The following is a 24,576-nucleotide window of genomic DNA, read 5'->3' on the forward strand; positions in this document are numbered from 1 at the left end:
TTATTGAGAAAGAATCAAAACACTATAAGCGCCAATGCCAACATTGGCACGGAAGGGCATACCATCGGAGTTATTGGGATTGCTGCCTTCTGCAAAGGTATCGTAACCAGGATGATTGCCAAAATCTGGGCTGTAGCCATTCCAGTCGCTATTAAATCTTACCTTCCAAGTGCCGCCGCGAGGAAAGCCCAGGCTATAGCTATCGTAGGAGCGATCGCCCATGTTGACAATCACGACTACATCATCACCAGCTCCGCCGTTGTCCCAACGATGGAAGGCAATAACTTTGTCGTTATTGTTGACATGATGTACATTCACATGCTGCCCCTGCAAACCTCTGGTGTTGTTGTACCAGTTGCGGCGTAAACGAATTAGCGACTGATAAAGACTCCAGATTCCCCCAAATTGATCTTTCTTGCTCCAATCTAAACTGCCAGAATCATTCCAACTTCCCCATTCTAAAAATTCCTGACCTTGAAAAATCATCGGAATTCCAGGAGATGTAAACACCAAAGCTGCTGCTAAGGTAGAGCGTTTGCGGGCAAACCAGCTATCTGCATGACCGCGCCAAATTGCTTCCGGAAGGCGGACTTTGTTGTTAATTTGAGCTACTTCATCATGGTTTTCGCTGTAGATGACTCGCTTCCAAGCATCGGTTTCAAATCTTTGCAAAATTGCGTCCCGAACGCTGTACATATTACGCGCACTATCGCTGGGAGCCACCACTGCATTAAAAATTGAATAGTAAAAAAAGCTACCCCACTGAGAATCAAATCCTGCTCCCCCGGCTGCTGTGCTACGGTTAATCCATTCGTTATTTTGCAAGTCTTCGGCAATGGTAATTTTCCACGGCATCTTGCTATCTATTTCATTGTTAATCCATTGCATCAAACTCCAGCCTTCGGGAATATCATTTGCAGGCTCGTTGTTCCTACCCTCAATATTACGAATGTTGACTGTGGAATCAAACCGTAAACCGTCTATGTGATATTCTTCTAACCACATTAGAGCGTTGTCACGAATATATTGGCGGACTTCACCCCGACCATAGTCTGGGCGGGGGCCAAAATCGGTATGCACGCGTCTGTCATTGTAGAAATAGATGCCATCGCCGTTATTTTGATACCAACCATCAAACCGCCGTAGAGAATAATCTAGTTCGCGATCGCCAAAATGGTTGTACACTACATCAAGAATCACGGCTATGCCAAGTTCATGGGCTTTTTTGACAAAGTTTTTAAACTCACTAGCCTCGCCATAATTACTTTCTATATCAAAGGGGAAAGCAGGGTTATAACCTAGAGAGTATTCGCCAGGAAAACCAAAAATTGGCATCAGTTCAATGACATTGATACCTAAGTCTTTTAAAACAGCTAGTTTATCGATAATTGAACTCAAATCTCCAGGTTTGGCGTCGGTTCTATTAAAAGAAGCCACATGCAGTTCATAAATTACCAATTCATTCCAGGGTGGCATATTGAAAGTATTGGTTCCCCAGTCATATCGATCTTTGACAATTACACCAGATGCGTCGTCATTATCGAGAACATGTTTGCAATAAGGATCGGTGCGCCACCACACGGTATCAGCAGGGATGAATTCACTTTTAATTACATAGCGGTACTTTTGACCTTCTTTAGCTTCCGGAACATCTACAGACCAGTGTCCATTATTTTCAGAGGCGAGGGGATTTGCGGTTGTAGACCATTGATTAAAATCTCCAGCTACATAAACTGCTGAAGCAAATGGCGCCCAAACCCGAAAGGCTGTTCCTGTTTCGTAGAAAATAGCTCCCATTCCAGTATGGGTAGAGGCTTTTACAGGCGTATCTGAATTAACGCTTGGCTTGGTTGAAAGCACCATAAATTAAATTTATCTCCAAGAGATGACTTAAATAGTAAAGTGTTGACGTTGCTGATTTAGCGTCTGTGCAATGTGGATTCATACTGCAATTGAGCAACGCCGTAACCAGATTTAATTTGCTCTGCTGAAAAAATTACAGCAGTGCCTGTTGTGGATTTATCAAAAGTTAATTCGGGATTTATGCAAGTTTCAAGAAAGTTTACATATATTCACTGATTAAAGACAGCTAAATTTAGCTGTCTTTAATGTTATATGTATAACAGTATAATTGACTCATTACCAGTCAATTTGCGATCGCTCTTGCACAACTCGCCCATATACTTCTTCGGTTTGCTTGGCTAATTGCGGCCAGCTAAACCGTCGCTCTAAATCTTCATAAGCGTTATCCACCAGCCATTGCCGATAATCTGGATTTCTCAACACCTCCAAAATTCCCCAGGCTAAAGAATCGGCGTTATTTACCCAAGTCACAATGCCTGTTTTGGTATGTTGCACTACTTCTGGAAAACCACCCGTATCAGAAACAACTACGGGGACACGAGAAGCAAAGCTTTCTAAAGCCACAATTCCAAAGGGTTCGTAAAGACTGGGAAATACGGCACAGTCAGCAACAGTTTGAAATTTATCTAAGTAATCATCCGAAAGAAAACCAGTAAAATAGCAATGCTGCCAAATTCCCAAATCCCAAGCTTGGCGTTTGAGATGGTCAGTATTTCCACCGCCAACGATGACAAATTTAACTTTACCTCCCATTTCCCAAAGTATTTTGGGTGCAGCACTGAGCAATATCGGTACACCCTTTTCATAGGTCATACGACCAAGGTAATAAACGATTTTCTCATCATCGCTGGCGAATTGGCGGCGAAAATCCAGGGCATGAAAATCTTCGTGATGCCGTTTTTTTTCGGCTCGGATACCGTTATAAATGACATCGATTTTGTCCCCAGGGCTGTATAGCGCTCGTTCTACTTCCCGTCGCATATAATCGCTACAAACAATAATCCGCCAAGCGTTATAAGCAAGTATTGTTTCTTTACCATTAATATAACGTTGTGTATCAGTATGAATACCGTTGTAACGTCCGTATTCCGTAGCGTGAATTGTGGCAATTAGTGGTATTTTAAAATTATGCTTGAGAGCGATCGCCGCGTCTCCAACTAACCAATCATGGGCATGAATTAAATCAAACGGGCCTTCCTCCAAAATTAACTTACCACCGTGATCTCCCATGCTCTCGTTAAGATTGACTACCCAGTGGAAAAAGTCATTACTATGTCCCACTGGTACTCGATGTATATTTACTCCCTCCACCACCTCATACATCGATGCCTGACCAAACTCCACTGTAATCAAATGGACTTCATGCCCTAGCTTGACCAATTCCGGGTACAACTCGGCTACATGACGCGCAATTCCCCCAACTATCCTGGGTGGAAACTCCCAACTCAGTACCAGTATCTTCATCTGCTAGATTCCCCGACACTTTACAAATATCTAAAAAACTAGATTTATCTAAAAATATAAGTCTGCCAATTTTATTGAGTGCATTTACTCAAATTTTTAGATTTTTTAACAGTTATTTTGTTAAAGCTTATCAAAGGTTACGAACTATGGGGTATGGGGTATGGAAGCAGGGGGAGCAGGGGAGATGGGGAGCAGGGGAGCAGGGGAGCAGGGGAGCAGAGGAGAGTTCAATGTGCCTTGTTCTTTCCCCTCTGCCCCTCTGCCCCTCTGCCCCTCTGCCTCTTGTGCCCAATGCCCAATACCAAATACCCACACTAAAGAGGTGAACAGCAAACAGCACGAACGCGATCGCGTCCCTCTTGTTTAGCGGTATAAAGTGCTTTGTCTGCTGCGTTAATCAAGTCTTGCGGCGACATTTCACAATTTGGCAAAGTGCTGACAACGCCGAGGCTGACGGTTACATGGTCACACACGCTAGATTGAGTATGGGAAATCGCTAAGTTGCGTACTGCTTGTCGAATCCCTTGAGCTAGATGAATTGCCCCTTTAATTTCTGTATTCGGCAGAATTACAGAAAATTCTTCTCCACCATAACGGGCTACTAAATCTGCTGGGCGCTTAACAATACTTAAGAGCGCACTGGCAATTCGTTGTAAACAATCATCTCCTGCTAAATGACCGTAGGTGTCATTGTAGGGTTTAAAAAAATCAACATCGAACAAAATTAACGACAGTGGCATTTTCTCTCGTTTGAGTCGATGCCATTCAGCTTCGAGATATTCATCAAATCGGCGGCGATTGGCTATTTGAGTCAAGCCATCTAAGGTAGCCAATCTTTGTAGTTCTTCGTTGGCAGCTTGTAGCTGCTGGTAGAGTACTGATTGATGAATAGCGATCGCTACCTGAGAAGCCAATTGCTGCAACAAATTAACTTCAAATGGTTGCCAGTGACGAGGTGTGGCACACTGGTAAGTAATCAGTAAACCCCACAGATGTTCGCCATTCAAAATTGGCAATACCATCGCAGCCTTCACCTGATAAAGTTGCAATAACTCAAAAACATCAGATGAAAAATCATACTGTTGAATATCATGCAAAATTGTCGGTAATCCCTGGTAATATTGGCTAAAATCTGCCTTCATGCAAAATGGCAAAATTGTCTGCTTTAATGTCTGAGGATAGCCATCAGCCAGAGATTCCGCTGCAAAATAACCACTGCCGTCAGCGGCTAACTGGTAAATAGCTACACAATCTGAACGCAAACACTCCCGAATACTATTTACCGTTGTATTTAAAACATCTTCTAAATTTAGCGATCGCCGAATCTGTTGAGTCACTTCAGTAATTAGCCTCTCCCCTGTGGCCTGTTGTCGCAGAACTGCTTCGGCTTGTTTGCGAGTGCTAATATCTTCTACTGAGCCAAGAATCTGCGTTGGAGTGCCCTTAGCATCTCTGGCAAACACGACTTCTCGCGTATTCAGCCAACGCCACTCACCATTTTTGTGACGGAATCGGTATTCAGTGGACAGAACTTCATTGTCCTTGAGGTGAGTGAAGCGACTTGGTACGTCATAGCAGAGGTATTGGTCATCTGGATGAAAGCAATTCATCAACCATTGCGGATCTGCTTGACAAATTTCTTCTGGGGAATAGCCTAAAACTGTAACACTTTGCTGATTAAGATAAACGCTTGTTCCTTGTAACAGGTCAAATAAATATAAAATATGCGGTACAGTATTAGCAACTTTTTGTAAAAAGTCTTGACTTGAGCGCAATGCTTCTTCAGCTTTGTGGCGTTCGCGCAGGGCGGCTTGCCATTCACTAATATCTCGTCCCTCTGAAATTATGACTGTCACACGCCCTGTTTCATCAAGTATGGGACGTAGGGAAAAATCAATAGTGATAACTCGATCGTCTCGACCCCAAATATCAACTTCATAGCGAATAAATTCACCATTAGCAGCAGCGGCGATCGCAGTTTTTAATTGTGCTTGTGTATCTGGAGAAATTGTCCACCATTTTGCTTCCCAAAAGCATTTACCGACGACTTCTTCTCGTGTAATTCCAGCAAAATCCAGTGCTGTTTGATTGGCTTCTAAAACAATTCCATTTGTCTGAAGCAATCCCATAAACTGAATAGTTTGATTGAAAATGGCACGGAATTTTTGCTCATTTTCACTTAAGGCTTGTTCTACACGTTTGCGGTCAGTAATATCTCGTCCCACCGATTGCAATTCTACAAGATTACCTCGATCATTAAATATGCCTCGTGTAATCCACTGTGCCCAACGCACCTCTTGGCAAGCTATAACCCGATTTTCAAAGGAGACAACGGGATTTTTTAAGCTGATAGAATTTACCACATTAAACACATATTCCCGGTCTTCTTCAAACACAATAGGTTCGTAGTGGTGGGCGATCATTTCTTCCCGCTTTAGTCCAAAATATCGACAAAAAGCTTCGTTAACAAAGGTGATAGTGCCATCTGGCAAGCCTCTAGCAATGAGTTCCGTTTGGTCTTCGAGGATGGCACGATAACGCGCTTCACTTTCTTGCAGTGCAGCTTCGACTTGTTTGCGTTCGCTGATATCAAATACTAAACCCTGAAGTACCTGAGTTTCTCCATCCACACAGACAATGACATTGGCTTGGTTTCGTACCCAAATTATTCTGCCATCATGCCTAATCATCCGATACTCGATGCTCAAAGGTTCCCCGCTGAAAATTGTAGTGTTTACAGCTTGCCAAAAGCGATCGCGATCGTCTGGATGAGTGTGATCTAACCAACTATTGAAAAAACTATGATTCCAATCTTCAGGGGCAATGCCTAATAATTGTTGCAGTTGCGGACTAATATAAGCAACTTTCCCGGTGGGATTAATCGGTGAAATATAAACAACACCCGGAATTTGTTCTATCAAGATGCGATAATTTTGTTCTGCTTCAGAGACTTTTTCTTGGGCTTGCTTGGGACTCATAATGTTTTGAATTTCTACAATAAAGTATAATTGCCGATGTTAGAAATCCTGCATTAGAAGCACATTTTTTGAACCACTGAATCTAACAGTAAGTCAGTCTCATGGTGGTAGGGTCTCTCTTGTAAAAACTCTAAGTCCTAAAAAAAATCTGCCACCAACAAGCCGAAACCCCTACAGTTTAGCCTGCTGTTGGCAGAGGTTTAGATGTAGCCCCAAGCAGCTAATCATCTTTGAAGATTAACCACTATTAAACTAGTTTTGATCCAAGCGCAGTACTGCCATAAAAGCTTCCTGGGGTACATCTACTGTACCTACAGATTTCATCCGCTTTTTACCTTTTGCCTGCTTCTGTAAAAGTTTCTTCTTGCGGCTGATGTCACCACCGTAGCACTTGGCTAACACATCTTTTCGCAAAGCAGGGATGTGTTCGCTAGCAATCACTTTACTGCCGATAGAGGCTTGAATTGGCACTTTAAATTGATGGCGGGGAATTAGTTCTTTGAGTTTTTCTGCCATCGATCGCCCGACGTTATAAGCTTTATCTCGATGGACAATCATTGCCAAAGAATCCACAGGATCGCCGTTGATCATAATATCTAGCTTCACCAGGGGATTTTCTCGGTAGCCAATAAGATGATATTCCATGCTGGCATAACCCCGCGATCGCGATTTCATTTGGTCAAAAAAGTCCGTGACAACTTCCGCCAAGGGTAACTCATACGTAAGTGTGGTGCGTCCTTGGGTAAGATATTTCATATCTTTGAAAATGCCACGTCTGTTTTGTGACAACTCCATTAAAGTCCCAACGTAGATTTCAGGTGTAATCATTTCTACCTGAACGTAGGGTTCTTCAATTCTTTCGCGTTCATTAGGAGAAGGTAAACGGCTAGGATTATCGATGTACAGTTCCTCACCTTTGACGGTTATAACTTTATAAACCACCGAAGGCGCTGTAATAATTAAATCCAGGTTATACTCTCGCTCTAGACGTTCTTGGACAATTTCCATGTGTAACAAGCCCAAGAACCCGCAACGAAAACCAAACCCCATCGCACTAGAAGTTTCTGGTTCGTAATGCAGTGCTGCGTCATTGAGTTCTAGCTTTTCTAAGGCTTCCCGCAAATCTTCAAATTGGTCAGCATCAATGGGGAACATGCCGCAAAAAACCATCGGGTTCGCTTCTGCATAGCCTGGTAAAGGTGTCTCTGCTTTCGCCTTACTCAGGGTAATTGTGTCTCCTACCCGCGCATCAGCTACAGCTTTAATTGCCGCTCCCAAATAACCTACTTCCCCGGCGTGGAGTTCATCAACTTGCTTTTGAGTGGGAGAGAGGACGCCCAACTCATCAATTTCAAATTCTTTACCGGATGCCATTAAATGGATGCGATCGCCTTTTTTCAATGTGCCATCCATCACCCGGAAATACACAATTACTCCCCGATAGCTATCATAATAACTATCAAAAATTAACGCCCGTAAGCGTTCATTTATGGTATTGGGTGGTGGCGGTATGCGATCGACAACTGCTTCTAAAATCTCATTAATACCAATTCCTTCTTTAGCAGAAGCCAGAATCGCACCACTACAATCTAGGCCGATAATTTCTTCAATTTCGCCAATTACCCGTTCTGGTTCAGCCCCTGGCAAATCAATTTTATTCAAAACCGGGATAATTTCCAGGTTATTTTCTAACGCTAAATATACATTTGCCAAAGTTTGCGCCTCCACACCTTGGGACGCATCTACTACCAATAACGCTCCTTCACAAGCAACAAGAGAACGCGACACCTCATAAGAGAAATCCACATGTCCTGGAGTATCAATTAAGTTCAGCACATATTGCTGACCATCTTTGGCTGTGTAATTCATCCGGGCAGCTTGCAGCTTAATGGTAATGCCGCGCTCCCGTTCTAGATCCATATTGTCGAGAAACTGTTCCTTCATCTGTCGGTCTTCAACAGTGCCAGTAGCTTGTAGCAAGCGATCGGCGAGGGTTGATTTCCCGTGGTCGATGTGAGCAATAATACAGAAATTGCGAATGCGAACTGCGGGAACGTCAGTCATATACTATCTTTGCCTTAGCAGCAACCAAAGTTAAAAAAGCAATTTACTTAATGTATTTTAATGCTTTCTTAGCCAAGTGGGGACTGGGGATTGGGGACTGGGGATTGGGGACTGGGGATTGGGGACTGGGGGCTGGGGACTGGGGATTGGGGATTGGGGATTGGGGACTGGGGATTGGGGACTGGGGATTGGGGACTGGGGATGAGGGAGATGAGGGGATAGGGAATAACTTGTTACAAGTCTTTCCCCTTGTTCCTCCATTCTCTTCATTCCCCGTATCCCCGCGCCCCCACGTCCCCCTGTCCTCTTCCCAATCCCCAATCCCCAGTCCCCAGTCCCCAGTCCCCAATCCCCAATCCCCAGTCCCCAATCCCCAATCCCCTCTTCACCTCATCTTCAACTTTGCATATAAATAGGTGGACTTTTAAGAATATTATGAAAGTCTATTTGTCGCTGTTAGTATTCATCAGCTGGAAGCGTACAATAAATGTAAATAAGTACATGTAGGGATCATGGGCAATTGCCACCCGTAATTGTCCGGAGTCACTGATTCATCGGCAAAACTTCTAGAAAGCTCTTGTCTAGTCAGTTATATGAAAAATGCGACTTAAAAGTTAAAGCTGTTACTTTGGTGCTATTTCGGGGAACTATGTAACTATACCCTTGAAGATTCTTCAGTGAATTAGCCCAAATTATGAATATAACTACTTTACAAAGCTTTAAACAAAACCAATTCAGAGTATATAAACCTATGAATATGCAACACAAAGCTACCGACGCGGAAAACACACGAGCCGATAAGGTAGAAATTGCCGTCCGCCTAGACTCAGAGTTACTCGAGCAAATTCAGCACCTCACTAATGACCCAAGCAAAGTGATTGAGGTGGCAATTCGTCAGTGGTTGCGGGGCGAAATACTAAGAGATGATGAACTGACCCGCACGCCTGTGCGTACTCCCGTTCCTCCTCGGGGTGAATGGAACGATTGACATCATCAATCAGCTGTCAATCCCACTTAACAAAAGTAAAGTTTGCCAACTTGAATTTCAGAACACCAAGAGATACTCAATCAAAAATGCAAAAGCTGTAAAAATTTATGCCAAAATTTGAACAGCTTTGGTAAAATCCCGGTCGGATACCCTTTGTCTATCCAACTCAATTAATGACTATTACTGCCAATTCCCAATTGCCGAATATTTTTTCCCAAAATCTGGAATCTATTACCAGTAAAACTGATGGCTCATTGCCAACTCTAGGAGCCGAGTTGGTGTATACGCAAGATGGGGCAGGGCGCTATCTGACCTTTTGTTGGCAGCACAGCGAACTCCTGGGGTTAAAAACCGAAAAAATAGTTGATGAAGTCAACCAGACTCAAACCTTTGCTCCCGTGGATAAGGTTGCCTATTTGGAACGATTACACCGAATTTTGACAAATTTGGTGCCAGAAAGGTTTCAGTGCTGGTTTAGCTATCACCAGGAATTATTTGAGTTGGACTTAGTAATTAGTCCGATTATGCCAAGTTTGGGAACCGCTGCCACTACAGTTTTAGTGATGGGACGCTTGCTGCAAGCGACACTCAACAAAAAACAAGTGTGTGTGGGAGCAAAAACGCCCACACAGATAGAGTTGGCTTTACGATCGCAGCAACACCAAAAACTGGTAAATCGGATTACTAGGAATATTCGGCGGACATTGGATTTAGATATTATTTGGCAGCAAACAGTTGATAGTTTGGGGAAAGCACTGCGGCTAGAACGCTGCATTATCTGTCCTTATCAGCCTTGTACTACAAAAGTAGAAGTGAAGGCTGAGTATCACCAGCCAGAACTTACCTCAATGATTGGCTCAGAAATAGATATAGCTTCTGAACCAGCCTTTACTCAGGCATTGACAAGCTTAGAACCAGTTGTAATGGATGTGTCTGGATACACTGATTCTAGGCAGCACAAAACTTTAGTAGTTGCAACTTGCTATCAAGACCAAGCCAATGGATTGGTTGTTTTGAGTTGGCAAGATGAATGCTACACATTAACAGAATCGGAACTAGAACTAGCCAAAGAAGCAGCGGATCAATTGGGAACAGCGATCGCTCATGCTACTTTATATAAAGAATTAGAAGCAGCCCGCCAAAAAGCTGAAGACGCTTCCCGCCTCAAAAGTGAGTTTCTCGCCAATGTATCCCACGAAATTCGTACTCCCCTCAACGGGATGATTGGCTTTTTAAAGCTGATTTTGGAAGGCATGGCAGATGATCCAGAAGAACAAAACCAGTTTTTACAAGAAGCTCATCACTTATCAATACATCTGTTAAATATTATTAATGATATTTTAGACATCGCTAAAATTGAAGCTGGCAAAATGGAACTAGCTTACGCTCCAGTCAAGCTAGGTGAACTCTTTACTGATGTAGAAAATTTCATGCGTCCTCAAGCAGAGATGAAAAACCTCAGCTTCCAGATGCAAATGCCAGCTACCTCCGATGAAATCATCGTCCAAAGTAATTACCAACGGTTGCTACAAGTCATGCTGAATTTGGTGAACAATGCCATCAAATTTACTCATGAAGGCGGCATCACTGTCAGCGCCGATTTAGTACTCAAAAAGACAAAGGCGCAATTTCAAGGTCAGCAATTTCCAGGTATGGTGAAAGTGCGTGTAGCAGACACTGGAATTGGTGTTTCCTTAGATAAACAAGATAAACTATTTCAATTATTCTCTCAGGTGGATGGCTCCCGGACTCGTCAGTACGGCGGTACAGGTTTAGGGCTGGCAATTTCCCAGAAGCTAGTGGAAGCAATGGGTGGTGAAGTCCATTTCTACAGTCTGGGCGAGGGACTTGGCTCAACAGTCACATTCACCGTGCCCCTATATCAACAACCAGTGATCGTTTCATCTAATGATTGATAGCGGTTCAACAAAAAATTCCCAGTCCTAAGAAGTGTTAAGTTAGGGATGGGCATTGGGAGTGCTGAGTGCCCATCCCTAACAGAGTAGGTCTAAAACTATGGAATTAACACCTGACAACGTTGAAACAGTCTTAGATGAAATGCGCCCTTATCTGATGTCTGATGGCGGCAATGTAGAACTTGTAGAACTTGATGGTCCTATTGTCAAACTGCGGTTGCAAGGTGCCTGTGGTTCTTGCCCAAGCTCTGCAATGACTTTGAGAATGGGTATTGAACGTCGCCTGCGGGAAATGATTCCCGAAATTGCAGAAGTTGAACAAGTCATTTAGGGACTGGGGACTGGGGGCTGGTGACTGGGTACTAGGAATAATTAACGTTCGGTATTGAATGAGGAACAATGCATTTATTCATTCATAATTTATCATTAATACCTAGTTCCCAATCCTCAATCCCCAATCCCTAATCCCCAATCCCTAATCACTCCTTATGTCCCATCCCCTCTACGTCGCTTTTATCTGGCATCAACATCAGCCGCTGTACAAATCTCCTGGCAGCGGCGTTTCGCTATCTCCTAGTCAGCAGTATCGCTTACCTTGGGTACGTTTGCATGGCACTAAAGATTATTTGGATTTGATATTAATCCTAGAACGGTATCCTAAGTTACACCAAACGGTGAATTTAGTACCATCGCTGATATTGCAACTGGAAGATTATATTGCTGGCACTGCTTTTGACCCTTACCTCACAGCTAGTTTGACACCGGACGATCAACTGAGCCAACAACAGCGGGAATTCATTATTCAACACTTTTTTGATGCCAATCACCATACGCTGATCGATCCTCATCCCCGCTATGCCGAGTTGTATCACCAAAGGCAGGAAAAAGGGCAAAGTTGGTGTTTGGCAAATTGGGAATTGTCAGATTATGGTGATTTGCTGGCTTGGCACAATCTGGCTTGGATCGATCCGCTGTTTTGGGATGACCCACAAATTGCCACTTGGTTAAAGCAGGGTCGGAATTTTACTTTAAGCGATCGCCAGCGCATTTATTCCAAACAACGAGAAATCCTCAGTCGCATTATCCCCCAACATCGGAAAATGCAACAGGCGGGACAATTAGAAGTTACCACCACGCCCTACACTCACCCGATTTTACCTTTGCTAGCTGATACTAACTCTGGTCGAGTAGCTGTGCCAAATATGACACTACCTGAGCAGCGGTTTCAGTGGGCAGAAGATATCCCGCGTCACTTACGGAAAGCTTGGAACTTTTATAAAGACCGCTTTGGACAGATACCCCGTGGTTTATGGCCTTCCGAACAGTCAGTAAGTCCGTCAATACTTCCACATATTATTAACCAAGGATTTAAGTGGATATGCTCAGATGAGGCGGTTTTAGGATGGACGCTGAAACACTTTTTCCATCGGGATGGGGCAGGGAATGTAGAACAACCAGAACTTCTGTACCGACCGTATCGCCTGCAAACCCCAGAAGGTGACTTGTCAATTGTGTTTCGTGACCACAGGTTATCAGATTTGATTGGCTTTACCTATAGCGCCATGCCAGCAAAACAGGCAGCTGCGGACTTAGTGGGACATTTGCAAGCGATCGCCAGAACCCAAAGAGACAGCCAAAGTCAACAACCTTGGCTCGTTACCATCGCTTTGGATGGCGAGAACTGCTGGGAATATTATCCCCAAGACGGTAAACCCTTCCTAGAAGCTTTATATCAAACCTTAAGCAACGAACCCCACCTCAAACTCGTCACCGTCTCCGAATTTCTCGAACAATTTCCAGCCACAGCCACCATCCCCGGAGAACAACTACACAGCGGTTCTTGGGTAGATGGCAGTTTCACCACTTGGATTGGCGATCCCGCCAAAAATCGTGCTTGGGATTACCTTACAGAAGCTAGGAATTTATTGGCGAGTCATCCAGAAGCAACGGAAGAAAATAACCCAGAAGCTTGGGAAGCCTTGTATGCCGCAGAGGGTTCCGATTGGTTTTGGTGGTTTGGTGCTGGACATTCCTCAAATCAGGATGCCGTCTTTGATCAGTTGTTTCGAGAACATCTGTTTGGCATTTACAAAGCCTTAAATGAACCTGTACCGCCCTATCTCAAACAACCAGTAGAGGTTCACCAAGCACAGGCAAACCATCGCCCACAAGGGTTTATTCATCCAATTATTGATGGCAAAGGAGATGAACAAGACTGGGACAAAGCTGGACGCTTAGAAATCGGGGGGGCGCGGGGAACAATGCACAACAGCAGCCTCGTCCAGCGACTTTGGTATGGGGTGGATCACCTCAATTTCTATTTGCGAGTGGATTTTAAAAGTGGTGTTGTGCCGGGGCGGGATTTGCCAACAGAGTTGAATTTGCTATGGTACTATCCAGACAAAACAATGGTCAACAGCCCAGTTCCCTTGGCAGATGTCCCAGATGCAGCCCCAATGAATTATCTTTTCCACCATCTTCTGGAAATTAATTTGCTGACACAATCAATTTATTTTCGGGAAGCTGGAGACAATTATCAATGGCATTCTCGCACTAGTCGCGCTCAAGCAGCTTTAAATAGTTGTTTAGAGTTGGCAGTACCCTGGGCAGATTTGCAAGTTCCGCCAGATTATCCCCTGCGCTTGATTTTGGTGCTTGCTGATGAAGGGCGTTTTTGTAACTACTTCCCAGAAAATGCTTTGATTCCCATTGAGGTGCCGTAAATTCAGGCAATACTGTATTATTCTTTAATTTTACAGATGGTGTAGGGACTAGAACCCTACACCATCTGTATGTGGATATACTGAGTATCTTGTCAGTCTGCTTTCACTAAGGCACTTGCCCTGAAAAAAGATACCAGCCGTCATAACCCAGATCCAAGCTACACTAACGAACAAACTCGAAACACGGCTGGTATCTTTATTTTTGCGGTCTCCCCTAAACTGCTAAAAAGCCTTTAACACAGTATTTGGAAAGACAACCATATCCAAAACCGGATTCTCAATCCCAAATGGATTAACTAGATTAGAACTCTGTCTATCGGACCAACTTAGGGCGACGACCTAATAGAGCAAAAACACCAACACCGAGCAAAGCGCCAAGACCAATGTTAGGCTCAGGGACAACAGCTGTCAGGCCGATAAGACGCTTACCGCCGCTGATGGTGCCTACTGAAGTAGCAGCACCTGTGGTCAAGTCGATGGTGTATAGATTGGAGCCGGATATCGAGGTTGGAGTCAGTGCCGCAAAGGCAGTATTCACCCCATTGTCTGTGAAGATGTCAAACCCTGCTGCTGAGATAATGTCCAAACCGAGAGAACCTACTAGCCCCAAAGTGCCAGCATTAGGCGGATTCTGTATAAATAATGCATCACTAATGTAGTCAATATTGTACAGTGTAGTTCCGGTTGCTGGATTATTATCAACATTGGTGTATGCTACAGCAGTAATATTGGGATCTCCTGGGTTCAATGTCCCATCAACAATAACTGCACCAGTATCCACGTTGATGCGGTAGTTTTGGTCATTGCTACCAACGACCCGTAGGCGATCGGGTACTGGGTTGAAGTCTACTCCAGAAATAGTGCCGCCGGTAAAGGGTACGGAGAGGGTACTTACAAGAGAAGCAGCACCAGTGAACGGGTTAATGGTGTATATGTTGTTAGTATTCGTGAGACCATAGATCAGATTGTTAGCTGGGCGACGGTCAATGCCCAACAAAGTACCATCGACCCCAGTGATTGAGACAGTGCTAGTACTGGTGGGATTGCTGGAATCAAAAAGAACTAAATTGTTGTCTTCAGTTAGGCCCACCAGACTAACGGCCGCCGCAGGTTTGGCGACGCTGAGTAGATCAAATATCGCTGCTACTACCAGTGCAGTGAAGACTGTACCTAGCTTACTTAATTTCATTGAAATGCCTTTAATTGGGAGTTTTACTTGTGTGGTGAGTAAAATTCAGCCAAACGTACAATTAGCGTAAATACGTAAATATATTTCCGCCGTTGTAAATTTTTTATTGGAGTTAGAATGTAAATTTTACTTACAATAAATAGTACACTAACAAGTTCTGTAAACTCAAGACACAGAATCAATCTTCATTGAAACTTTAAACTTTTGTAGTTTAAATTCTACTGACATATGATAAAGGCATAAATAAAGTTAACTAGTTAAAATTGTCATTTATCCTTTGTGATTAATCATTTGTAAAGGTTTTAGGCGTATTTAATTCTAGTAATATAGTTATGCTTATTTGCACCTATTTACTTAGTCAAAGGTGTAGGTTGGGGAGCCACTGCGCCCTTGCGGTTTCCTGACTTGTTGGGGCAGCGTCTTCCCCCTGGGAGAAGCAAGTTGGCGTTTGAGGAATGTAGAAGCCTGGAGGGCGGCTTTCTGCCGGGTAACCCAACATTATCAAGGCTTTGTTGGGTTTCACTTCGTACTCCTACGGTGAAGCAAGCTACAACCCATTATAATGCGCTGTACTTAGCACTATCGCTAATTGAGCGGATCGAAACGCTGCAAGATCAGAGCTATGAACACTACTGGCAAACCTACACCCATGCAAATGAGAGCTTGGGTAAATGTCAAAGGTGTCGTGTCAAACACTTGATTCATCATGCTCCACTGACTGAACAGACATTGTAAAATCACCACAATTACAATTCCGATCGCTGGAGCATAGGCTACGGGTGTCCGTTTACCTTGGATTCTGGCAACTAAAGATGGTAAAAACTGGGTAATACTTAACAGGTAAAACACCTCTGCTGCCACCAACCCATTAATCGCCATCGTGCGAGCCAAGGCTTCATTACCCGTAGTTTGAAGTATCCATTGAAATACCCCAAAAATTACCACCCAATTGAAGACGGAAATCGCTAAGATGCGCTGGAGTAAACTACCTGATAAAAGCTTTTCTCTGGGGTTGCGTGGTGGTTGCTGCATCACGTGTCCAGATTTTGGCTCAAAGGCGAGGGGAACAATCAACCCTACTGAACTAACCATGTTCAGCCAGAGAATTTGGATTGGTAAGATGGGAAGCACAGTTGCCAGGAGAATGGCAATTAAAATCGTCATGGATTCTCCAACGTTGATCGGCAGCAAGAAAGCGATCGCTTTTCGCAAGTTGCGGTAAACCCCGCGCCCTTCCTCCACAGCAGCTTCAATTGAGGCGAAGTTATCGTCAGTTAGCAGCATATCCGCAGATTCTTTGGTAACCTCTGCCCCAGCTATACCCATCGCTACACCAATATCTGCTTGCTTGAGAGCGGGAGCATCGTTAACACCATCTCCAGTCATGGCAACAATTTCGCCGTTGAGTTGTAACGCTTTCACTAGACGCAACTTTTGTTCTGGCGCAACTCGCGCAAATACCATGCCTTGCTCAGCTGCTTGGGCAAATTTTTTTTCATCCATCTGAGCTAATTGCTGTCCGGTAAACACCTGTTCTTCAGCGGAGCAAATACCCATTTGGCGGGCGATGGCAGTAGCTGTGAGCGCATGATCCCCAGTGATCATCTTGACTTTAATCCCAGCAGATTGACAGGCTTTGACTGCGGCGATCGCTTCTTCGCGGGGCGGATCAATTATGCCTTGAAGTCCCAGGAACATCAGTCCTCGATCGATATCATGGCGCTCCAAGCATTGCTTAGCCGCAACTTCTTTTCTAGCAAAAGCTAGCACTCGTAACCCTTGTTTTGCCATACCAGCAACTTCCTGCTCCACTGCGGCAGGATTAAGCGCAGCCTGTTGTCCTTGAGCGTCGAACATGCGATCGCATCGTTGAAGAATTGCCTCCACAGAACCTTTGAGATAAATCACATTCAGCCCTTGCTTTGCATCTAATTCATGCAAAGTCGCCATGTATTGAAATTCGGACTCAAAGGGAAGGGTATCTATTCTGGGTAATTCTTTTTCTAGATTCTCTGGTGTCAATCCTGCTTTATTCGCAGCCGTAATCAATGCTCCCTCAGTTGGGGTTCCGACTAAGTTCCACTGCCCGTCTCGCCATTGGATGTGAGAATCATTGCACAGCAATCCCGCTTCTAAACATTCCCAAACAGCAACATGTCCATCTGCATTGAAATCAAGGGGCTGCTGATTCATCAGGATTTCACCATCTGGGGCATAACCAATACCACTGACGGTGTAGTGTTGTCCACCCGTATAAATATTCTGAACCGTCATCTGATTTTCGGTCAACGTGCCGGTTTTGTCAGAGCAGATAACGGTGGTACTTCCCAATGTTTCCACTGCGGGTAACTTGCGAATAATTGCGTTACGTCGTGCCATCCGCGAAACTCCGATCGCCAACGTGACTGTGACAATTGCAGGTAATCCTTCCGGAATCGCGCTGACTACCAGAGCCACAGCTGCTTTGAAAACATCAATCCAAGATTCATTTTGTCCTAATCCGACTGCAAATGTCAGACCAGCCAAACTCAAGATGACATACAACAAGGTTTTGCTAAACTTGTCAATATTTCGCGTCAGTGGTGTTTTCAGATTTGTGCTGCTTTCAATTAACTCCGAGATGCGCCCAGTTTCAGTGGCATCTGCGATCGCAACTACAATCCCTTCTCCCTGTCCAAAGGTGACGAAACTTCCTGTATAGGCCATATTGCTGCGTTCGGCTAATGGTGTTTCGGCAGCCAGCGATAAAGTTGCTTTCTCCACCGGAACAGATTCGCCTGTTAAAGCAGACTCGTCAACTTGTAACCCACGCACACTTAATAGCCGCAGATCCGCAGGTACTTTATCCCCAGATGCTAGCAGTACCAGATCGCCAACAACAAGTTCAGTGGAAGCCAGACGGGTTTTTTGACCATCCCGAATCACAGTTGCTTCGGTAGTCACAGCTTTAGATAAAGCAGCGATCGCGCCTTCTGCTTTCGATTCTTGAATGTAGCTAATGATGACATTAATCAGGGTGACACCAAAAATTACTCCCGCATCTATCCAATCTCGCAGCAGCAGCGTTACTACTCCGGCCGTCAGCAAAATATATAGTAGTGGTTGATTAAATTGCTCTAAAAATTTTAGCCAAGGACTTTTGCCATCTTTAGTAGTTAGTTGGTTTGCACCCATCTGTTGATGCCGCGTGGTAGCTTCTTTATGGGTCAAACCTGCTTCTGGATGGCTGGCTAAGGTTTGCAGAACTTTTTGTTCCGCGAGAGTATGCCACTCATAGTTGAGTAAATCCTTTGTGGAATCAGCAAAAGTATTTGTAGCGATCGTATCTGCTGTCATCTCTATCTCCAAATCAAAGTAACCGTTAAACTAATTCGTAATTCGTAATTCGTAATTAAGAATCATCAGATTTAATCTGAATTTTTATGTTTGAATCTGTACCTTTCATTTTTAAAATTGGTGTTATTACGAGAATCTTTTGCTAAGTTTATAAACATGCCACTCTCGCACACCCCAGTAACGGAGAATCGATTCTGCTTGCCATATTTCATCTGCTGTTCCCTCTACCTTCACCAAAAATTCTTCTTGGAAGGTAGTTGGCTTAGAGAGTCTAGCTTGCCTTTCGGGAGCAAACCAACCTTGAAATGCACCATACACACTGCCAAAAATCGCACTCGCTCCACCCGCTAGCAGCGTACCCAGCACAGATTCAACGGCTAATGCCGGTCCAAAACCGGGGATAACTAATACGCCAAGTCCGGCTGTGAGTGCCAGGAAGCCTCCAGCTGTTCCTCCTGTAATTGCGCCTGCTTTAGCACCTTCGAGCGGAGTTATGGTATGTTTACCCGCATTAGCATCCTCGTGCAACTTTTCGTGTCCAGAGTCTAAAGCAAACACAGAAATTTTATGCATAGGAAAGTCAATCACTGTGAGTTCATGAAGTACCTGGGTTGCAGCTTTCCGGGTAGAAATGATGCCCACTGCATTTTTAGCTGGATGGAAATTCATAACAACATATCCTATAAAAATAAGTAAGTTGAAAACGAAGCTTGATTAATATCCAAATATTCAAGAGGGAGTAGGGAACCTATGCCTAAAGACATGGGATTGGAATAATGACGTTTTATGTCTCGTACTACGTATCTCGACATAATTTTTTGATTTTTAGGGGGCAAAAGACCCCCAAAAGACAGTTTTTTGCATCACATCTCTACTCCCTACTCCCCACTCCCAACTAAGCTGTTTTTTTGTAAAAAACTATAGTTTTGTAGTGCGATCTGGAACCGTATTGGATCGGGTATTAGTTTTACGGCTTAGTTAGGTTAGTTTCGCTTATGTGCTTCTATTTCAGGATTACTGATAAATGTGAACGAAAAGTGAATAAATCGTTTGTCCTACTCATATTTCACTTTTGAATCACATTTATCCCTCAAGCTAAAAGACAACACAATGTGAATGAAGTAATTGATTATTGGATCTGTATATGAGCTTTAAGAAGATTTTGGTGGCGATCAATGATTCACCTGCTATTGCAACAGTGTTCACCAAAGCGCTTGAATTAGCCCAAAAAGACGCTGCTCAGTTAATGATTAGTCACACCATTGAGCTAGCAGTTTCTAGTCAAGCCACTATGAACTTAGTAGAACTGAAAATAGAAACAGAACAGGCACAGGGTTTACTGCGGTTTTACTATCAGAAAGCAAAAGCACAAGGTATTGTGGCAGAATTCAGTTATCAAACAGGAGATCCTGGGACTAACATCTGTGATTTAGCCCAGAGTTGGGGAACAGATTTGATTGTGCTTGGTCGAAGAGGACTTAAAGGATTTGCCGAATTTTTAGCAGGAAGCGTGAGCAATCATGTCGTTCATCACGCTCCATGTTGCGTTCTGGTTGTTCAAGGTCAAAATAATTCGTAATTACAATCATTGTTGGCTCTGAATCCACCACGCTTATTGTTGCACCACCAAATAAATTTTCGATTTAGTGGTGGCTTGTACCCTCTTTAATTACGAATTACGAATTACGAATTAGTAATTATTTGGTCAGTAGTTTTCTCACAGACTCTTTGCTGACTGAATATGAATCCGACAATACATCGGGTTCTTGTTAGCAGGAATAACTGCTTTAATTCTGCTTTTCCTCTCAACTCACACCCATGAAAATATACACTGAAATCGAAATTCGGGCATCCGATAAGCAAGTCTGGAAACTACTCACTGATTTTGCTAGTTTTCCACATTGGAATTTGTTTATTCGTCAAATTAGTGGCTCACTGAGTGAAGGGTCACAGCTAACCGTTCACTTCCAGCCTCCGGGTAGAGATATTGTGACCTTTCGACCTACTGTTCTGACGGTAGAACCTAATCGCAAATTGCGCTGGTTAGGACATTTTTTGATCCCAGGCTTATTTGACGGGGAACATAGCTTTATCATTGAGCCATTAGCAAGCGATGCCTACGACGGGCTACGCCCACGCGTTTTGTTCATTCAGCAAGAATCTTTCCACGGCTTACTAGTACCTCTGCTGGCTCGTCGATTAAATATCGACGTTCGCCAAGGGTTTGAAGCCATGAACCAAACGTTGAAAACCAAGGCAGAACGCATTGAAGTAGAGACTGGGGATTGGAGACTGGGGATTGGGGACTCTGAAGATTTCGGATAAGTCTATTCCACAATCTCATAGCGGACTAACTTTCTAATATCCTCACGGGGTAGACCTAGTTCTTGGGCAATTGTCGCTTCTATTTGGCTGAATTTTATTGTTGGAAGTTCTAATTCAAGTCGCTTCAAGATGGGGTCTGCTGTTTCCACTTCTACCTGGGTAATTCTTTTAGTTCGGTTGACAGCGGCATTAATCAGCAAGACATTGACTGATATCCGTGCTTCGAGTTGGGTATCTGACTGAAGTTTATTTTGCGTGGAATTGGGTCGGCTTAACTCTTGAGCAGCTAGGAAACTACAGCCAAACCAAAACGCAACCGCTACCAGTGGTAGAGGCAACCAAAACTCTAATCCCAGGCCTTGCAGCCAATTTTTACTAATACGCCACACACGACACCTGCTTCTGATTTTGCTAGGTCACACTTGATATATAGCAAGGGAGTGGGGATTGGGGACTGGTGACTGGGTGAAAAGTCTTTTTGTGTCTAGATTTTATCATCTGTTAATGTCCTAACCACTTTGGCTGTTGCTATATATCCGAATAGGATAGACAATCCTTTCAAATGTGACTATTGAAAGACGTTGAAATTGCTTCAATGCACTATTCTAAACAAGCACAAGTGTATAACGGTGATGAAAATCTTACTGGTGGAGGACGATCCAAAACAATTAATGCCACTGCACATGGTTCTCTCTCAGGCCGGACACAGCGTCGATGGTGTCAAGGATGGTGAAACCGCTCAATGGCTGTTGGCTGAAAAAGAATATGATCTGCTGATTTTGGATTGGATGTTACCTCGAATTAGTGGGGTGAGTTTGTGTCAACAGTATCGGGCGGTGGGAAAAACAGCTCCTATATTAATGATCACGGCAAAAGATACCACGCCTGATAAAGTCATCGGCTTAGATGCAGGAGCAGATGATTACCTAGTCAAACCAATTGATATTATAGAACCCATTTGACATCTTGTGAGGTTTTGAATTAAGGTACTCCTCAGCATCTAAAATCCAATACTAATGGCGTATTCCAGCAACCTCACTGATGCAGAATGGGAAATTTTTGAACCCTTATTGCAAGAGATATTACCGACTAAGAAGCAGACTCGACCGACCAACTGGCCAAAGCGAGATATCTTCAATGGAATTCTCTATCAACTAAAAAATGGATGCAATTGGCAAGACTTACCTAAAGACCTCCCCCCTTATTCCACTGTATATTGGCACTACAAACAGTGGCGAGCAGCCGGGGTATTTGAGGAACTGATGAGTGTCTTACATGGACAAGTGCGTGAACAGGTAAAAAAAAAACCGCACTGGACGACATTGATCATCATTGACTCCCAAGCAGTGAAAAATACCTGCAACGCCAGTGTGGAGTCGAAAGGTTTTTGCTTCTACAAAGCCACCAACGGTATTAAAAGGCATTTGGCTATTGACACCCTTGGGTTTCCCTTTTTTACGCTCTGTACTCGCGCCAATGTCTCGGATGATGCCGGATTAATTGAGATGTTTACTCTCAACATCGACTACTTCAAGTCAAAACCTATCGATATTCCCAAGATTACTATCCTGCTAGATCATGGGTATCACCCAGAATATTTGACTCAGGAGTTAGAGCGAATTTACCCAGAGATCATGACCAAAATTCAGTTTCAACTTTCTACGAAACCCTCAAAACAAGAGAAAGCGGCACAAGGAAAATCTGGATTTGTTCCGGCAATAGCTAGATGGGTGATCGAACGCTCCAATGCTTGGATGGAGCGCTGTAAAATTCTGGTTAAGAACTTTGAACGAACCCTGGTTAGTGCCACTGCCAAACTCAATATCTGCTTCATCAGGCTAATGATTAAGAGGCTTGCAGCACCTTCTTAGATGTCAAATGGGTTCTATAGAGTTTATGGCACGGGTGCGGGCATTGAGGAGGCGATCGCCCCTTTGGCAAGGAGACACCCTCCGCTTGGCAGACCTCCAACTTCATCTCGACGCACTAACTTTGGAGCGACAAGGGGCGATGGTCTCCCTTTCCACCCAAGAATTTCAGTTACTAGAGTATTTCATGCGTCATCCCCGCCAAGTACTCACTCGTAACCAAATTGAGCAAGCCGTATGGGAGTGGGGTAGTGAACCAGAAAGCAATGCAATCACTGTTTTAGTTCGTAAACTTCGCCAACGTTTGCAAACATTAGCAGCAGGGGATTGGATTGAAACTGTTTATGGTATGGGCTATCGCCTCAACCCTCCAGAAGCATCGTAAAAGGGACTGGGGACTGGGGACTGGGGACTGGGGACTGGGGACTGGGGACTGGGGACTGGGGACTGGGGGATGAGGGAGTAGTATAGTTCAATTACTTGAAAAGTTTTATAACTACGAATTACGAATTACGAATTACGAATTACGAATTAGCATGAGTTGTGTTTAACCGCAGTCGTCGTAACTTAGCTCGTTGGTTTACCCTTTCGATGGGGTCTATTCTCGTTCTGTTTGCTGGGGTAATTTATAACATTGAGGTTAAAGACAAACTCAACGCATTAGATCAACTGGTTTATAAAAGAGCAGAGTTAATGGCAGCCAGTTCGCAGTATCGGCTGTATCAAGGAAAAAAACAAGTCGATCTGAGCAATATACCGCTATTGGGTAGTGGTTCTCACCCTGCTGACATTGAACTGGTGTATGTTCGCTGGTATGACCCGAATGGCAGACTCAAGCGGTTTTTTGGGACTCCACCTCTAGAGCAGTTACAAACATCATCTGGCTTTCTTACCATTAAGTCCGTTGACCCCTTCGCAGGTGAGGCGCTTTGGCTTCGTCAACTCACACTACCTGTTCAAGGAGGAAATTCGGTCATCGGCTATCTTCAAGTTGCTATTCCGCTGACAGAGACTCAAAACGATCTCAGAGAATTTCAGTTAATGTTGACGCTGGCTGTGCCTGTAGCACTGGGGTTAATTGGACTTACAGGTTGGGTGCTTGGTGGCATAGCTATGCAACCTGTTCAGGAGGCCTATAACCAACTGCAACGCTTTACATCAGATGCTTCTCATGAATTGCGATCGCCCCTTTCTGCAATTTTGACCAATGCCCAAGTCGGGTTACTAATAGCGGCAGACTATCCCCAAATCCACCCTTCAGTGCAGAACATTATCGATAGCGCCAAGTCGATGAGTAACTTGGTCAATAATCTACTGCTGTTGGCTCGACATCAGGGACAATTAACTCCTGAATCTCTCAAAAAGGTTAATCTTAATAGTTTGCTAGAGAATTTAGCCGTTCACTATACTAATGTTGCTGCCAAAGCGTCCATCAAGTTGATCGGCAATTTCCCAGAACAACCCATTAACTTGTGGGCTGACTGTGATTTGCTGCGGCTAGCTGTGGAAAACTTGCTCGACAACGCTTGCAAATACACTCCGTCTGGTGGAACGGTATGGTTACGCTTAGAACCTCACTCAGATCGGGCAGTGATTCAGGTAATCGATACCGGAATTGGAATTCCAGGGGCAGATTTACCTTACATTTTCGATCGCTTTTACCGGGTTGACACAGAACGGGCACGAGAAAGCGGCGGATTTGGGTTAGGATTAGCGATCGCTCAACAAATTGTCCAGGCTCACGGTGGTCACATCCATGTAATGAGCCATGAGGGTAAAGGCTCGACGTTCCAAATCAAATTACCGTTTATCAGGCATTTCTAAATCAGCTTTCAGAGATGATCGTAGGATGCGTCAGAGCC

16 protein-coding genes and 2 pseudogenes are annotated in these 24,576 nt (G+C 44.0%); 10 read left to right on the forward strand and 8 right to left on the reverse strand.

The features are described 5' to 3' along the window. From IQ276_RS00075 to lepA, 4 genes are all read right to left on the reverse strand, one after another. Positions 1-1,863 (reverse strand): alpha-amylase family glycosyl hydrolase, encoded by a 1,863-nt coding sequence (locus IQ276_RS00075; RefSeq protein WP_193915955.1) that lies wholly within the window; start codon positions 1,861-1,863, stop codon positions 1-3. Positions 1,864-2,139: 276 nt separating this feature from the next. Next, positions 2,140-3,327: a glycosyltransferase family 4 protein gene (locus IQ276_RS00080; RefSeq protein WP_193915953.1), complete on the reverse strand. Its 1,188-nt coding sequence runs from the start codon at positions 3,325-3,327 to the stop codon at positions 2,140-2,142. 314 nt (positions 3,328-3,641) lie between these two features. Then, on the reverse strand, positions 3,642-6,305 hold the full coding sequence (locus IQ276_RS00085) for a PAS domain S-box protein (protein ID WP_235115306.1): 2,664 nt from the start codon (positions 6,303-6,305) through the stop codon (positions 3,642-3,644). A gap of 252 nt (positions 6,306-6,557) precedes the next feature. Continuing rightward, positions 6,558-8,369, reverse strand: coding sequence for a translation elongation factor 4 (gene lepA / locus IQ276_RS00090; protein ID WP_193923251.1), 1,812 nt, complete (start codon positions 8,367-8,369; stop codon positions 6,558-6,560). A 751-nt stretch (positions 8,370-9,120) separates the two neighbouring features. Here lepA and IQ276_RS00095 point away from each other — a divergent pair. The 4 genes from IQ276_RS00095 (at position 9,121) to IQ276_RS00110 (ending at position 13,996) form a co-directional block, all read left to right on the forward strand. After that, positions 9,121-9,357 (forward strand): hypothetical protein, encoded by a 237-nt coding sequence (locus tag IQ276_RS00095; RefSeq protein WP_073642243.1) that lies wholly within the window; start codon positions 9,121-9,123, stop codon positions 9,355-9,357. Between the two features lie 173 nt (positions 9,358-9,530). Then, positions 9,531-11,273, forward strand: a complete 1,743-nt coding sequence (locus tag IQ276_RS00100) for an ATP-binding protein (RefSeq protein WP_235115307.1) — start codon at positions 9,531-9,533, stop codon at positions 11,271-11,273. A gap of 100 nt (positions 11,274-11,373) precedes the next feature. Continuing rightward, on the forward strand, positions 11,374-11,604 hold the full coding sequence (locus tag IQ276_RS00105; protein ID WP_190882778.1) for a NifU family protein: 231 nt from the start codon (positions 11,374-11,376) through the stop codon (positions 11,602-11,604). A 157-nt stretch (positions 11,605-11,761) separates the two neighbouring features. Further along, a complete protein-coding gene (locus IQ276_RS00110; protein WP_193917833.1) occupies positions 11,762-13,996 on the forward strand; it encodes a glycoside hydrolase family 57 protein in 2,235 nt (744 codons plus the stop codon). 313 nt (positions 13,997-14,309) lie between these two features. Here IQ276_RS00110 and IQ276_RS00115 read toward each other — a convergent pair whose 3' ends face one another. From IQ276_RS00115 to IQ276_RS00125, 3 genes are all read right to left on the reverse strand, one after another. After that, positions 14,310-15,185: a DUF4394 domain-containing protein gene (locus tag IQ276_RS00115; protein ID WP_193917831.1), complete on the reverse strand. Its 876-nt coding sequence runs from the start codon at positions 15,183-15,185 to the stop codon at positions 14,310-14,312. A 585-nt stretch (positions 15,186-15,770) separates the two neighbouring features. After that, positions 15,771-18,521 (reverse strand): cation-translocating P-type ATPase, encoded by a 2,751-nt coding sequence (locus IQ276_RS00120; protein ID WP_193917830.1) that lies wholly within the window; start codon positions 18,519-18,521, stop codon positions 15,771-15,773. A 126-nt stretch (positions 18,522-18,647) separates the two neighbouring features. After that, entirely contained in the window at positions 18,648-19,190 is a 543-nt protein-coding gene (locus tag IQ276_RS00125) for a hypothetical protein (RefSeq protein WP_193917828.1), read from the reverse strand. A gap of 475 nt (positions 19,191-19,665) precedes the next feature. Here IQ276_RS00125 and IQ276_RS00130 point away from each other — a divergent pair, with 475 nt between their 5' ends. Together IQ276_RS00130 and IQ276_RS00135 are read left to right on the forward strand one after the other, a co-directional pair. After that, complete coding sequence (locus IQ276_RS00130) at positions 19,666-20,100, forward strand: universal stress protein (protein ID WP_193917827.1); 435 nt, start codon at positions 19,666-19,668, stop codon at positions 20,098-20,100. Between the two features lie 239 nt (positions 20,101-20,339). After that, positions 20,340-20,846 (forward strand): SRPBCC domain-containing protein, encoded by a 507-nt coding sequence (locus tag IQ276_RS00135; RefSeq protein ID WP_193917825.1) that lies wholly within the window; start codon positions 20,340-20,342, stop codon positions 20,844-20,846. A 2-nt stretch (positions 20,847-20,848) separates the two neighbouring features. On the opposite strand, the gene IQ276_RS00140 is transcribed toward IQ276_RS00135, so the two are convergent. After that, complete coding sequence (locus IQ276_RS00140) at positions 20,849-21,235, reverse strand: hypothetical protein (protein WP_190882784.1); 387 nt, start codon at positions 21,233-21,235, stop codon at positions 20,849-20,851. A 243-nt stretch (positions 21,236-21,478) separates the two neighbouring features. Here IQ276_RS00140 and IQ276_RS00145 point away from each other — a divergent pair. From IQ276_RS00145 to IQ276_RS00160, 4 genes and pseudogenes are all read left to right on the forward strand, one after another. Beyond that, positions 21,479-21,799, forward strand: a pseudogene (locus tag IQ276_RS00145) (response regulator); the annotation flags it as partial. A 63-nt stretch (positions 21,800-21,862) separates the two neighbouring features. Next, positions 21,863-22,717 carry an IS5 family transposase gene (locus IQ276_RS00150; protein WP_235115308.1) on the forward strand — a complete coding sequence of 285 codons (855 nt, stop codon included), beginning with the start codon at positions 21,863-21,865 and terminating at the stop codon, positions 22,715-22,717. A gap of 16 nt (positions 22,718-22,733) precedes the next feature. Then, a pseudogene (locus tag IQ276_RS00155) lies at positions 22,734-23,099 on the forward strand (winged helix-turn-helix domain-containing protein); the annotation flags it as partial. Between the two features lie 158 nt (positions 23,100-23,257). Further along, entirely contained in the window at positions 23,258-24,538 is a 1,281-nt protein-coding gene (locus tag IQ276_RS00160; protein WP_193924615.1) for a sensor histidine kinase, read from the forward strand. Positions 24,539-24,576 lie beyond the last annotated feature (38 nt).

The organism is Desmonostoc muscorum LEGE 12446, from assembly GCF_015207005.2.
Taxonomy (GTDB): Bacteria; Cyanobacteriota; Cyanobacteriia; order Cyanobacteriales; family Nostocaceae; genus Nostoc; species Nostoc muscorum.